The organism is Sphingobacterium sp. PCS056 (assembly GCF_023273895.1).
Taxonomy (GTDB): Bacteria; Bacteroidota; Bacteroidia; order Sphingobacteriales; family Sphingobacteriaceae; genus Sphingobacterium.
Map to the genome: position 1 here is coordinate 4,877,978 of NZ_CP096883.1, position 13,803 is coordinate 4,891,780.

A 13,803-nucleotide genomic window follows, 5' to 3' on the forward strand; every position below is an offset into this window, starting at 1 on the left:
ATAAAAGCGTATCTAAAACCATGAGCAATTTCAATTATCCATTAAGCTTTCTATTTAAGATTTCTACTTTTCATAATGATTTTACGATCAAGGATAGTGAGGATCGTACGCTATTTTACGTTCGTCAAAAACTATTCAAATTAAAAGAGGAAATCATGATTTTTTCCGATGAAAGTCGATCAGAACAACAATACAGTATAAAGGCAGACCGTTGGCTAGATTTCAATGCCAACTATACGTTTACGGATCATAAAACGACTGAAATCATTGGAAAGGTAGGGCGTAAAGGCATGCGGTCCATTTGGAAAGCAAATTATAATGCATTTGACCGAGATGGTGCAGAAGATTACAAGATCCAAGAAGATAATGGATGGGTAAAAGTTGGTGATAGCTTTTTAGGAGAGATCCCGATCCTCAATATCCTCACGGGATATCTTTTCAACCCTTCTTATACCATGTATGATAAAGAGGGAAACAAGGTCTTACAACTCCAGAAAAAACCTTCTTTTTTCGGTCGTAAATTCACATTGGACAAGCTCGCAAAAGTCGATCCCAAAGATGAAACTAGATTAATTCTTTGTTTTATGATGATGATCTTACTCGAACGTGAACGGGGATAATATAGAAAAGGAGCATATTGGTTTGCTCCTTTTTTCTTTATAAATTTTTTATTAAACGGTTCAATTGATATAATTTGACAAGTCTGTCAATAAAAAACAGAATCAATAAGGCATAAATGATTTGGGAAACCAATAGTGCATTTTCCTGTTGTGGCAAATTAATGTTAAAATCTCTCCAAGATCTGCTTAGTAAATAATTCAATACTAAGCCCAATAGCATACCGGCCAAAAAAAAGTACATTCCTTTTTTTCTATCTTGCAAAACGGCAATAGACTTTTTCTCATCCTGCTCGATAGTCAGCATAACCCGACTTTCAAAATCTGAAAAAGGCATTTTAATTTTGCTGCTCTGCATCAACGATTTCATTAGTTCATCTTTATTCTCCATGCTACACATTTGCTTTATTCATTAATTTCTTCAATATGCCATACATGCGTTTACGACCTCGGTGCAAGATCACACGTGTATTGGCATCAGTCCATCCGGTTATGAGGGAAACCTCTTTAATGCTTTCTTCTTCCAGATAAAATAGGCGTAATGCTAAACTTTCATTGGCAGGTAGTAAGCAAAGTGCTTCATTAATAAGTTGACTTCGCTCCTCTTCTTCCAGTAACGTAAGTTCATGCTCATCGATCACCTCCTGATTATAATCAGGCTGAAAATCTAATACTTCAATTTTAATCTTGCGCAATCGCATAAAGGCTGTATTGACGACGATTCGGTACAACCAGCTGCTAAATTTAGACTGCTGGTGAAACGTATCCAATTTATGGTAACATTTGACAAAAGCATCCTGAGCGACTTCTTCGGCAAGCGATTCGTTCTTCACAATACTCATTGCAACAGAAAAGACCATATCCTGATACTTCTGTAAAAAATACCGAAAGGAATGCCGATCTCCCGCTAACACTTTATCAATATACTGTTGATCCATCAATCCCTGTCTTGCTTGGGTTTATCTACATAGCTTGCAACAACCATCGCAATACCACCACAAAGTACAATAATCGAAACTTTTAAAACTGCAGTAACGGGCTGCACCTGATACTGCGTCATTAGACCAACAATCAACAGTCCTACTCCGATTCCTACAGCTAAAATACCTAAACGTAGCCATTGTGAGATCTGCACCTTCTTTTTATAAAACTGAGATAAATCAAGCCCCGCTTCTATCAATGCCATACGCTCTTTGTTGCGAGCTTGAAAATAGTAATAAAGCGTAAAAAAAATTGTGCTAAATAAGGATACAACCATAATAGCAATCACTGTTTCTTCATTCATAATTTATATTTTTCTGATTAGATGCATGCAGATTATCAAATGTTACAGCTCAGTGCTAAAAATTGAAAAAAATATTCTTCTCTACTCTTTTCTAGTTGCTTTAAGATTATCATTCTACCCTGCAGAAGTGATATCAACACTTACAAAACAAAGGTAACTATACGATAAACAAACATTAATGAATAAATTGGTTTTAAATGACGGAATTAAAATGGTAAATAAAACAAATTTATCTAAGTTTGAATAGCATGTATACAAAAGACGTTTCGCCACAGGGTTCAGATGATTTTCACCAGTTTCGGTTTTCAGATATTCATTTTGACAATGAACATCGATACAGCTTTTATTCCTGGATGTCGAACTTGTCCGACCACCAATCTCCTATACAAATTTTGTCTCTCAAGAAAAATGAAGGCCATTTTTCCATCCTTTCTCTTGGTATCACCCATGATATCATTGCCGTGTACGATTGTCCGGTACTCTCACTATTCTGTAATTGTTCTGACCACGAAGAATTTTGTATCCATCAAAAACTGATTTTAAATGAAATCTATAAGAATGATCACGTCAATTTATTTTTTTCTAAATATGCATATCACGATCATCTGAAAAAAATAGCAGTCAAATACGGGCTTGAGGATGAACAGGGACTGGAAGACTATTTTGAAATCCAATGGGTGGATAGAGCTGTAAAAATTCACAAAAAACAAGATAATTTGCTGGATCTATCTGCGGATATCTTCAACACCGCAACAGGTACTGATCTAAAACGTAACGACAAAGAAGTCGAACAACAGACCAATATCTTGGTCTTAAAGGAGCATAAATACTATAAACATCCACAGGTCTTGCTCTATCGTGCTACACGTGCTAAAAATGGATCTCTAAAAAATCCATTACAACTGATTTCTTGTGAGGAAATGATCTGGACAAGTAAAGATATCACGGAAGGACAATTCTTTACGGCACTTCATTTTTTAGGACAGAATACCGTAGAAGAAGGGAATCAACAGATAACAGCATTTAAAAAGTTGATTAAAAATCCACTGGGACTGGAGATTTATCAGCATGATAAATCTCTAGCCCAAAGTATTTCGGCAAATAGTCTAACACAGATCACATTAAGAGAACTTCCAAAAACAATTCGTATCGATATCGATCAAATTGGTAATTTTTTTACCATCCGGAGTACGGTCCAAATTGCGGGGCAAGATCATCCTTTACAGCAACTTCCTTTAGTATTTGACTATTTCACCCAAGTCCAGCAGCATTTTTATTTTATTGAAAATCGACAGATCCTGACCCTTTTCAAATTGTTTCATACTACAGCTGATCACCTTAAAGTACATCAGTCCAAATTTGAGGATTTTAAGAGGGATTTCTTAATGATCATGGAAGAAGTGGTAGATGTCAATTACCTACACATCCCAAAGGCAAGTAGTAAACAAATTAAAGAACAGCAATTCTATAGCGATACCGAAGCAATTATCTATCTTGAAGAATCTGGTGATTACATCAATCTGATTCCAACGATGCGGTACGCTGATGTAGAGGTGCCGGTACGGAGTAGACGGTCCATTTTTGGATTTGATAAAAAAGGAAAGAAATTTTTAGTGAAACGGGATCTCGAAGCCGAACTCCAGATTGTCAGTTTAATCATCAAACAGCACCCCTATTTTGAGGAGCAGCTGGATGAAGATTTTCAGCACTTCTATCTGCATCGTAAACATTTCCTTGAATTGGACTGGTTTCTAAATGTCTTTGAGGAGTGGCGTAAACACCGCATCTCTATCATCGGATTTAACGAAATAAAAGCAAATACATACAATTCCTTTAAGGGTAAAATAGCTATTCATGTGCTAAGTGGGCAGAATTGGTTTAATGTCCATGTCGATATGCAATTTGGAAAAAGTAAAGGGTCTCTTAAAAACCTTCAAAAAGCCATTCGTAACAAATCAAAATTCATCTCCCTAGATGATGGTACGCAAGGTATGCTGCCCGAGGAATGGCTTCATAAATTTGAGCAGTTTTTTTTAGCTGGTGAAATAATCGATGACAGCCTCTTACAGATCGCAGAAACTAATTATTCGGCTATCGATCAATATTTTGAAGAAGAGTGGTTATCCCAAAAAGCAAAAGAACGACTTGAGGAAATCAAAAATAAAATCAAAAATATCGATCAGGTCAAGCCAGTAGTACTATCCAAAGATTTTATAGGCAGCCTACGAAGTTACCAACATGATGGACTGAACTGGTTGAATTTTTTAGATGAGTTTAATTTTGGAGGTTGCCTAGCAGATGATATGGGACTCGGGAAAACGATTCAGATCATTGCCTTTATTTTAGACCAACGTATCAAAGTTAAAAACAATTGCAATCTGCTGGTACTGCCAACGACGCTTATTTTCAACTGGAAAAATGAATTGGATAAATTTGCACCATCGATTAAAACACTTGTACTTCAAGGTGCAGATCGGCAAAAAAACACTCAAGGATTTGAGCAATATGAACTGATATTAATTTCTTATCATAACCTGTTGACCGATATCAATCATTTAAAAAAACAGGCTTTCAACTATATCTTTTTAGACGAGTCGCAACAGATAAAAAACCCCAATTCGCAACGATACCAAGCGGTCACCAAACTCACTGCGCGCAATCGTATCGTCATCACTGGAACACCAATCGAAAACAGCACCATGGATCTTTTTGCTCAGCTATCCTTTGCTAATCCCGGATTATTAGGTTCAAAAAAATATTTTAAAGATGTGTACACGACGCCTATCGATGGATTTAGTAATAAAAAAAGACTGGAAGAACTGCAACGCAAAGTAAAACCTTTTATTCTTAGACGCACGAAAACTGAGGTCGCCAAAGAGTTGCCTGCAAAAAATGAAATCGTACTTTACTGCGAGATGAAACCTGCGCAAAGGCATATCTATGATACGTATGAAAAAGAATTTCGAGAATTTATCTCTGTAAAAGATGGAGATGAAATCCGTAAAAGTCCGATGCATGTGTTAAAAGGACTGACTAAGCTGCGACAGATCTGCAACTCAACAAAATTGCTAAAAACAGAAGATCTAAGTGTGGAGCAAGATGCATGTAAAATTGAAATGCTGGTCGAACAGGTGCTGGATAAAAGTCCTTATCAAAAAATAATCATCTTTTCACAGTTCGTGAGTATGTTAAATCTAATCGAAACAGCATTATCCAAACACGATATCACGGCACTAAAATTGACAGGACAAACAAGAGATAGGCAATATATTGTATCGCAATTTCAGGAAAATGATGCGCAAAGGGTTATCTTGATCAGTTTAAAAGCTGGTGGAACAGGTCTAAATCTAACGGCTGCGAGTTTAGTTTATCTGGTAGATCCGTGGTGGAATCCAGCCGTTGAAGCGCAAGCTATCGACCGTGCTTTCCGGATCGGTCAAGCCAAAGATGTGACCGCTATACGTTTGATCTGCCCAGATACTGTCGAGGACAAAATCATGAAACTGCAGGCAAATAAAACAGCCATAGCGGATAATATCATTTCCAGCAAATACAATCCAATAGCGGATTTCATGAATAAAGAGCGTTTACTTGCACTATTTGAATAGACACGAATTATAGAAAAAACTACTGCTCCAATGAAAAAATTAAAGCAAAGCGTGGAATATTTGAAATCTCTAGAAAAGATTTCTGTTGCAGAAAACATACATGATATTTGGTCTTATATCTGCTATTCTCCTAAAATGCCTTTGAGACATCATCAGGAACAGTTGATTGAATTAGCCTCAAAAAATAAATTGACGGTAAAAGATGAGTTTTTCAGTGGCCATCTATTATCCTTTCCTGTCTTTCGTTGGGGAGCGGGTAAGGACATCGTTTTGTTAACACATGGGTGGGGATCAAAAGCTGCGGATTTTTCCATACTTATTGAGCAGCTATTGGAAAATCCAGAATTAACGATAATTGCATTTGATGCCCCTGGAAATGGAGAAGCTGAGGGTGAGCTATCCAACTTAATCTTATATATGGAAGCTGTGCAAGCTATTATAACTGCCTACGGCATGCCTGCCATAACGATTGGTCATTCTCTTGGAGCTATGGCCAATGTTGCGGCTTTAGCCAATATCAAACATAAGCCAACTTGGATCATTAGCCTTACTCCTCTAGTAAACTTAAAAGCGAATTTTGCGGCCAGCATGGATTATGTAGGTATTCCCATACATGTTCAAGAGCACTTCTTCCAGAATTTTGAAGAAAAGTTCAATATGAAAATTGCTTACTTTCACTTAAATAGTCTATATACATTCGATAACACCCAACAACATTTGGTCCTGTATGACAAGGAAGATAAAATTGCTCCCTATGATTATCTGCATTCGTATTTGGATGATCATCCTCAAGTAGAAGCTATCAACCTGAACGCTGTTGGTCATGAAAAAATATTAAGATCTCCGGAAGCTATAGCGCTAATCCTTGAAAAGGTGAAAACGTTACAGTCAGAAAAATAAGATGGTGACGAATATGAGCTATAATAGCGTATCACTAAAATATTGACTGAATTGAAATCCTGAATAGTTAGTAAAAAACTTCATCAATCATGCGAAATAGTTCCTTGCACACCTTCTTAACTTATAGTATTGCCTTCGTTTGGTTTGCAAATGGTTTATATTGTAAAGTGCTGAATTTGGTTCCACGACATCAAAAAATTGTCTCCATAATTTTAGGTGATCAATATGCAGGCGTATTAACTTTACTTATTGGTCTCGCAGAAATTATTATGGCTATATGGATTGTAAGCGGTTTTAAGTCACGTTTAAATTGTATTGTTCAAATTATTGTAATTGCTATGATGAACAGTCTAGAACTATTATTTGCACCTCATTTATTGCTATGGGGTCACTGGAATATCTTATACGCTTTGATATTTATCCTTATTATCTACAGCAACGAATACTATTTTTCTAAAAATAAAGGCCATGTTCGCATTTCTTAAAAATCACCCTTTTGCTGTTGAAGCATATTTCGAAAGTTCTATTGTTTTAACATTTGCCGTTTCTAAGGAGAAATTAGTTCAACTGATTCCTAAAACATTGACATTGGATACTCTTGATGGCCACTACGGATTTTTGGCTGTAGCTTTAGTTAAAACAACTCAATTAAGACCTAAAGGTTTTCCTAAGGTATTCGGAAATGATTTCTTTCTTATTGGATACCGAATTTTTGTAAAATATGAAAATGAAAAAGGGAAGAAACGTCGTGGATTATATATTCTAAAATCGGAAACAAATCGAAAAAAAATGGAAATTTTAGGCAATATATTTAGTCATTATAATTATAGCACAACCGATATCCAACAACAAAAAAAAGGTAAAGAGCATTGCGTTTCTTCCAAAAAATCTAATTTTCAAATTGAGTATAGCGAGGGAGATATTAACAGTGAATTACCGGCACAATCTCCTTTTATTAATTGGAAAGAGGCCAGGAAATATGCTGGACCACTTCCATTTACTTTTAATTATGATATAAAGAAAAACGAAATGCTAATTATTGAAGGAATTAGAAATAACTGGAAACCTATCCCAATAATAGTATCTCAATACCATATCGAATTTTTGAAAGAGCTAAAATTAGATGATGCTATATTAGCAAATGCTTTTATTATTAATCATATACCCTATTCTTGGAAAAAAGGAATTAAAGAAAAATGCAGCAATTAAGGAAACCACTTCAAGGTCTAGGAAATATCATCCGATTCAATTGGCACTTCTATCTCATTGCCTTATTATGTATAGGTTTATTACTATGGGGTTATTTTCTCGTTGATGATCATCTTAAATTCTATTTTCTGATACTGCTGAGTGTAGTCTGCCTCTCTACGGGAATGTCTTTACTTGCATCATTTTATATTTATGATTTCAGCGATTTCTATTCTTTAAAATGGTTAAAAAAATCTTATGAAAACAAATCAATTGTGAATATTAATGCCGGATTTGACGAAACAACTGTATATTTAAAACAGGTATTTCCACAATCAACGATACAAATACTTGATTTTTATGATGCAAAAAAACACACAGAAATTTCTATCAAAAGAGCTCGAAAAGCATATCCATTAGCTAAATCCTGCCAAACAATCAGCACGCTGCATATTCCTATTCGATTTCAATCAATAGATTTGATATTTCTTGTTCTAGCTGCACATGAAATTCGTGATTCAAATGAACGAACTTTATTTTTTAAAGAAATACATCGAATTTTAAAACCTAATGGTGAGGTATATATGGTAGAGCATTTAAGGAATATACCTAATTTTTTAGCTTTTAATATTGGTTTTCTTCATTTTTACAGTAAAAAAAACTGGATGAATAATTTTAAGGGCGCTGGTTTTGATATTGTTGAAGAAAAGAAACATACTCCATTTATAAGCATATTTAAATTAATGAAAAATGATTGTACACCTTAAATTCATTGGTTTTATTTTAATTTTTTTAGGTATTGTACATCTAATTTTCCCTAAATATTTTAATTGGAAGGAAGAATTAAAATCACTGAGTTTGATCAACAAAGAGATGATGTTTATCCACACTTTCTTTATCGCAATCACAATAATCTTAATGGGTGTTCTATGCATATCATCTTCGGAAGAACTCATCGAAACAAAACTCGGAAACAAATTATCTGTGGGAATGGGTATTTTTTGGTTATTGAGATTACTTATTCAATTTTTTGGATATTCAAGTAAACTTTGGAAAGGCAAAAATTTTGAAACATTAGTTCATATTATTTTTTCTTGTCTTTGGTGTTATATGACACTAATCTTCATTATGACATCCCTAGGGCAAAAAACATTTTTCTAATCATTAACTTTGTACTACAAACATTTACATAGTAGCATGATTAAAGCAGTTTTTTTTGATATCGACGGTACCCTTCTTAGTTTTGATACACACAAAGTACCAACTTCAACCGAAAAAGCCATTCAAAAGTTAAAATCAAAAGGTATAAAAGTCATTGTTTCCACGGGTAGATCTATTAATAGTTTAGATCACATCAAATACTTGGACTTTGATGGGTTTATTACTTTTAACGGTGGTTATTGTATTACGAAAGAAGGTGATGTACTATTTAGAAAGGGAATACATGCGACAGATATTAAATCTTTGATCGACCACGCTGAGCAACATGAAGTCAGCTTCTCACTGATGTCGGAGCACGAAATATCTATTTTTAAAGTTACGCCAGAGATCGCTTCCATGTATGAACTTCTAAACTTACCTGTCCCTCAACAAAGATCTTATGCTGACTTTGATATGGCATCGGTGCTGCAAACCAATATCTTTATTCAACCGGAAGAACAGGAAACATTTATGAACACTGTGATGCCTAATTCTGTGGCAAGCCGTTGGACACCGTTATTTGCTGATGTGAATCCTTTAGGACAAAGTAAACAGGTAGGAATCGATGTATTTATCGATCATTTTGATATCGACATAAAACAAACCATGTCATTTGGGGATGGTGGAAACGATATTACCATGCTAAAACATACGGCTTATGGAATTGCAATGGGGAATGCTAATCCTGAAGTGAAGGCTATCGCAGACTATATTACTGACGATGTCGACAATGATGGTATCTTTAATGCTCTAGCACATTTTGAGGTTATCTAAAATCTCAAAATAAGATTTGAACGAAATGTATCTGCATTACTATTCATGATCAACGTATGTTGATCACCAAATTCATACTGTAATCGTGCTTGGTAGTTTTCCATGATAGCATGATCTTTTTGATCGACAATATGGTGATTGACATGATTGATTACATCCAATGAAATGATTTTTTCAAATACTGAAACCTTGATTTTCATTGGATACTTTTTTGCGGCATGATATCCTTGCCACAAGGCATTCTGAACTAATGGGAGTAGGATAAACCGCGGTACTGATAAAGTAGGATATTCGATCTTCTTAGTCCACACAATGGAAAGGTCTACATCAGAAATCTGACTAAATAAAGAAACATACTGTTCCATAAACTCGATTTCGGCAATAACAGCATGTGTTTTATAGGGTTGCAAAGCAATATCTTGATAATCTAAAAGTGCTCGTAAAATGGCAGGATCTGTGAGTTCACTCTTAATTCTGTCTAGGCAGATGCGTATAAGGTCGACATCCATCTGGCTATTTATAAAAGATAAGTCGGCCTTATCTTTCCATTGCCACTGTACATTTTCGGGAACCTTACTACTCCACAAACGTTTCCATAATCGATCCATCGCAACTCCTATTTTAAAATTCTAATGATCTATTTAAGCTTTTTTAAGATCTCCGCAACTCTGTACTCCACCATCTTTACGATCAGTTCATAAGGAATCTGTTGCTTTAAAGGAAACTGTACAGAACCTTTACCTTGTTTATAAGGAGCAAGTTGGTCCTCAAATTGCTCATGACCAGTAGGTGTAGCATAAAATCCAATATGCTTTTGATAACTGCCAAAATAAACGAGTGGTTTTCCTTTTAATTTATATGCTGGCATACCGTAGGCAATACCCTCTGTTGCATCTGGAGCATGTGCCAAAATGGTTTTCCGTACTTGCGACAAAATCTGTTGCACGTCGTGTGGAAAAGAAGCGATATATTCGTCTACCGTTTTAAACTCAATCTTCATCGTTGATTATGATCTTAAAATACAAAATAAATTTAAACAAAAGGGAACCATTTTACCAATGATTCCCTTTTGTTTTTTATAAAAATTGTTTCTGTACCTTATTCCAAACCACTGACACCACCTGAAACAACAAGCTTCATCGCATCTGTAGCGGACATATCTAATTTTGTTACTAAGGAAGATTTTACGACAACAACTTGTCCAGCGAATGAGTAAGAATATGGAAAATAAACCACCACTTCGTCCGTCAAATTAATTTTTGATAGATCTGATTGTGTCAAGAAACCGATCTTACTCACGCCAATTTCATTCACTTTTACTAAAACAGGAACATTGAATTTTTTGGCATCGCCAACAAATGCTTCTGTAAAATCCTTAATCGATGAGTACAAAGTATTCAACAATGGAATACGATTAATCTGATTATTCAACCAGTGCTTAATAGGATCCGTGACAAAATTGGTAAAAACAATTCCTGCTATAACCAAGATTAAAATAACCGTTAAAATACCGATACCTGGAATATACAGGGGATGTCCAGTCTCATCCTCTAAAAACATGCCCGTAAGATTCAATGCCGAATCAACAGAAGCTACAATCCAGACAATCAAGAAAATAGCACCAGCTAAAGGAACGACAACTAAGGTTCCTTTTATAAGATAATTTAAAAAAGCTCTAATTAATTTTGATAACATACTACTTGTACCTATTGACGTTACAAAGATGCGAAATAAGCCTTGAATTACTCGTAAAAATAAACTCTTTTAACCCGTTGTGAGATATTCACCAACAATTCATAGGGAATGGTCCCAATTGCTAATGCGGCCTCTTTCAGATCTGGATAAACAATAACTTCATCTTCTTCATTGACATCAATATCGGTAACATCTAACATACACATATCCATACAGATATTACCAATTGTGCGGACTACTTGTCCATTGATAGACATCTTACCCACACCGTTTCCAAAACGGCGGTCGTAGCCATCGGCATAACCAATCTTAATGGTCGCAATACGGCTAGCGCGATTTAATACGCCTGCACGATTGTATCCGACTGTCTCGGTAGCAGCAAGCGATTTGATCTGCGTCACATTAGTTTTCAAAACACTGACTTCTCTAACGGGAAGATCATCACGATCCATATCAATTCCATAGAGACCGATCCCCAATCTGACCATGTCAAAATAAGCACTTGGCCATAGATCTATTCCCGATGTAGCAGCGATGTGCCGTATAAAGGAATAACCTAACTCCTGCTTAAGTTTGATCGTAAATATATCCAAAAGATGAATTTGATTTTCTGTAAAGGCATGATCCACCTTATTTCCTGCTGATGCTAAGTGCGAAAAAACAGATTTTACTTTCATTGCCTCTTGATTTTTCAGGACAGCAAGCAGATCATCGATTTCATCAGGCATAAATCCCAATCGATGCATACCCGTATCAACTTTGATATGGACGGGAAAGTTTTTTAACTGATGCAGCTCCAAATAACGGAGAAATGAACTTAAAATTCTAAAACTATAGATTTCGGGTTCCAATTTATGCTGTACAATGGCATCAAAAGCATTTTCATCAGGACTCATAACCACTATTGGAAGTGTGATACCTCCGTTTCGAAGATCAACACCTTCATCGGCAAAAGCTACTGTCAAATAATCCACATGGTTAAATTGCAGCAAATTAGCAATTTCAAAACTTCCACTACCATAAGAGAAGGCTTTGACCATAGCCATTAATTTTACTCCTGCAGGCAATAAGCCTCGGTATATATTAAGATTATGTTCCAGGGCGTTCAAATTGATTTCTAAAATGGTATCATGGGACTTCGCAACCAGTCGTTTACTGATCTGCTCAAAGTGGTAATCACGCGCTCCTTTGATCAAGATCGTGGCGTTACTATATTCAATATGCTTAAAATCTTCTATCAACGATGCTGTATCTGGATAACTGGTAACTGGTAATGAAAATTGAGCTGGCAACTGACTCAGTATCGGTCCAATAAAAATCAGATCGGTCAGATCACTAGCGTCAATCAATCGTTTCAATTTACTGATGCTTTTCTCATCATGCAACTCAACACCAGGAATATCGGAAAGAATCAATACTTTACGCGTATTTTGCTTCTGCTGTTTTAGAAAATCCAGCGCAATCTGCAATGCAACTAAATCATTACTATAGGAATCATCAATGATGGAACTATTATGCTTTCCTTTTTTCAGTTCAAGACGCATTTCCATCGGTTGCAATGTTGCAATTCGTTCTGCTATGGTTTTGAAATCATATCCAAATGTGATCATGACAGCAATACATGAAATGGCATTTTCAATAGATGCTTGATCGACAAAAGGAATTTTTACCGTGAAAAACTGTCTGGAGAAACATAAGCTGAGCAAAGTTGCTTGATCGTTCTCTTTTTTAACAGAATAGACCTCCAGTTGGCAGCTCTCATCTTCGCCCCATGCAAATTTATAGAGCTGAGAAGGCATATAAATATGTTCCAAATATTTTTTTGGATAGATCAATACTTCAGCATCTGTAAAGAGTTTCAGTTTTTCAGCAATTTTTTCCTCTTTAGAATCAAATCCTGCTTTGTGTGCCACACCAATATTGGTCAGTATTCCATGTGTAGGTCTGATCATATGTTGAAGTTTTGCCATCTCTCCTACTTCGCTGATCCCAGCTTCTATAATGGCAAAATTGTACTGATCATTTAACTCCCATAAGGATAAAGCAACTCCAAGCTGCGAGTTATAACTTTTAGGGCTGCGGTATATTTTATATTCAGGAGATAGTAATTGAAAAAGCCATTCTTTAACAATAGTCTTACCGTTGCTCCCTGTAATCCCTAAGACCGGGGATTTAAACTGCATCCGTTGATGACCAGCAATGGCCTGTAAGGCTAAGAAAGTATCGGCTACCCATAAAATATTAGCATCTTGCAATACCAGTTCTTGTTGAAAATCATCTTGTAACACAAAATTTCTAATTCCTTTGCTATAGGCATCCATAATAAACTCATGCCCATCCCGACGGTTGACTAAAGCAAAAAATAACCCTGTTTCTGCATTGACGATTTTGCGTGTATCGTATATCAAATTTTGAATGATACATTGACCATTAACTATAATTGATCTCTTAGGGCCTATAATCTCCGAAATATCCGCAATGCTGTACATGATTAAAAATTTTATTCAATCAAAGCTCCACATTTTTTCAGTAAGTT

14 protein-coding genes are annotated in these 13,803 nt (G+C 35.6%); 7 read left to right on the plus strand and 7 right to left on the minus strand.

The window, feature by feature from the left end:
* Nucleotides 1–20 precede the first annotated feature (20 nt).
* Complete coding sequence (locus MUB18_RS20370) at nucleotides 21–620, plus strand: hypothetical protein (RefSeq protein WP_248754437.1); 600 nt, start codon at nucleotides 21–23, stop codon at nucleotides 618–620.
* A 37-nt stretch (nucleotides 621–657) separates the two neighbouring features.
* On the opposite strand, the gene MUB18_RS20375 is transcribed toward MUB18_RS20370, so the two are convergent.
* From MUB18_RS20375 to MUB18_RS20385, 3 genes are read right to left on the minus strand one after another with little or no spacing between them, the layout of a single operon-like run.
* The gene (locus MUB18_RS20375; protein ID WP_248754438.1) at nucleotides 658–1,008 is read right to left on the minus strand and encodes a hypothetical protein; all 351 of its coding nucleotides are present in this window, start codon (nucleotides 1,006–1,008) and stop codon (nucleotides 658–660) included.
* A gap of 1 nt (nucleotide 1,009) precedes the next feature.
* Nucleotides 1,010–1,555: an RNA polymerase sigma factor gene (locus MUB18_RS20380; protein WP_045755859.1), complete on the minus strand. Its 546-nt coding sequence runs from the start codon at nucleotides 1,553–1,555 to the stop codon at nucleotides 1,010–1,012.
* Nucleotides 1,555–1,902 (minus strand): DUF6249 domain-containing protein, encoded by a 348-nt coding sequence (locus MUB18_RS20385; protein ID WP_248754439.1) that lies wholly within the window; start codon nucleotides 1,900–1,902, stop codon nucleotides 1,555–1,557. Before MUB18_RS20385 ends, MUB18_RS20380 begins: the two co-directional genes overlap by 1 nt.
* Nucleotides 1,903–2,150: 248 nt before the next feature.
* Between MUB18_RS20385 and MUB18_RS20390 the strand changes: the two genes are divergently transcribed.
* From MUB18_RS20390 to MUB18_RS20415, 6 genes are all read left to right on the plus strand, one after another.
* Nucleotides 2,151–5,510: a DEAD/DEAH box helicase gene (locus tag MUB18_RS20390; RefSeq protein ID WP_248754440.1), complete on the plus strand. Its 3,360-nt coding sequence runs from the start codon at nucleotides 2,151–2,153 to the stop codon at nucleotides 5,508–5,510.
* Between the two features lie 30 nt (nucleotides 5,511–5,540).
* Nucleotides 5,541–6,410, plus strand: a complete 870-nt coding sequence (locus tag MUB18_RS20395; RefSeq protein WP_248754441.1) for an alpha/beta fold hydrolase — start codon at nucleotides 5,541–5,543, stop codon at nucleotides 6,408–6,410.
* Nucleotides 6,411–6,499: 89 nt separating this feature from the next.
* Nucleotides 6,500–6,895, plus strand: coding sequence for a DoxX-like family protein (locus MUB18_RS20400; protein ID WP_248754442.1), 396 nt, complete (start codon nucleotides 6,500–6,502; stop codon nucleotides 6,893–6,895).
* Nucleotides 6,879–7,619 carry a DUF2071 domain-containing protein gene (locus MUB18_RS20405; protein WP_045755855.1) on the plus strand — a complete coding sequence of 247 codons (741 nt, stop codon included), beginning with the start codon at nucleotides 6,879–6,881 and terminating at the stop codon, nucleotides 7,617–7,619. The genes MUB18_RS20400 and MUB18_RS20405 overlap by 17 nt, the downstream gene beginning before the upstream one ends.
* Nucleotides 7,620–7,783: 164 nt before the next feature.
* Nucleotides 7,784–8,365 (plus strand): methyltransferase domain-containing protein, encoded by a 582-nt coding sequence (locus tag MUB18_RS20410; RefSeq protein ID WP_248754443.1) that lies wholly within the window; start codon nucleotides 7,784–7,786, stop codon nucleotides 8,363–8,365.
* A 430-nt stretch (nucleotides 8,366–8,795) separates the two neighbouring features.
* Nucleotides 8,796–9,572 carry a Cof-type HAD-IIB family hydrolase gene (locus tag MUB18_RS20415; protein WP_248754444.1) on the plus strand — a complete coding sequence of 259 codons (777 nt, stop codon included), beginning with the start codon at nucleotides 8,796–8,798 and terminating at the stop codon, nucleotides 9,570–9,572.
* Here MUB18_RS20415 and MUB18_RS20420 read toward each other — a convergent pair.
* The 4 genes from MUB18_RS20420 to MUB18_RS20435 form a co-directional block, all read right to left on the minus strand.
* Nucleotides 9,569–10,180 carry a hypothetical protein gene (locus tag MUB18_RS20420; protein WP_248754445.1) on the minus strand — a complete coding sequence of 204 codons (612 nt, stop codon included), beginning with the start codon at nucleotides 10,178–10,180 and terminating at the stop codon, nucleotides 9,569–9,571. The genes MUB18_RS20415 and MUB18_RS20420 overlap by 4 nt on opposite strands.
* Nucleotides 10,181–10,209: 29 nt before the next feature.
* Entirely contained in the window at nucleotides 10,210–10,572 is a 363-nt protein-coding gene (locus MUB18_RS20425; protein ID WP_248754446.1) for an iron chaperone, read from the minus strand.
* Between the two features lie 98 nt (nucleotides 10,573–10,670).
* Nucleotides 10,671–11,267: a DUF502 domain-containing protein gene (locus MUB18_RS20430; protein WP_045755849.1), complete on the minus strand. Its 597-nt coding sequence runs from the start codon at nucleotides 11,265–11,267 to the stop codon at nucleotides 10,671–10,673.
* Between the two features lie 47 nt (nucleotides 11,268–11,314).
* A complete protein-coding gene (locus MUB18_RS20435) occupies nucleotides 11,315–13,756 on the minus strand; it encodes a bifunctional UDP-N-acetylmuramoyl-tripeptide:D-alanyl-D-alanine ligase/alanine racemase (protein WP_248754447.1) in 2,442 nt (813 codons plus the stop codon).
* Between the last annotated feature and the right edge of the window lie 47 nt (nucleotides 13,757–13,803).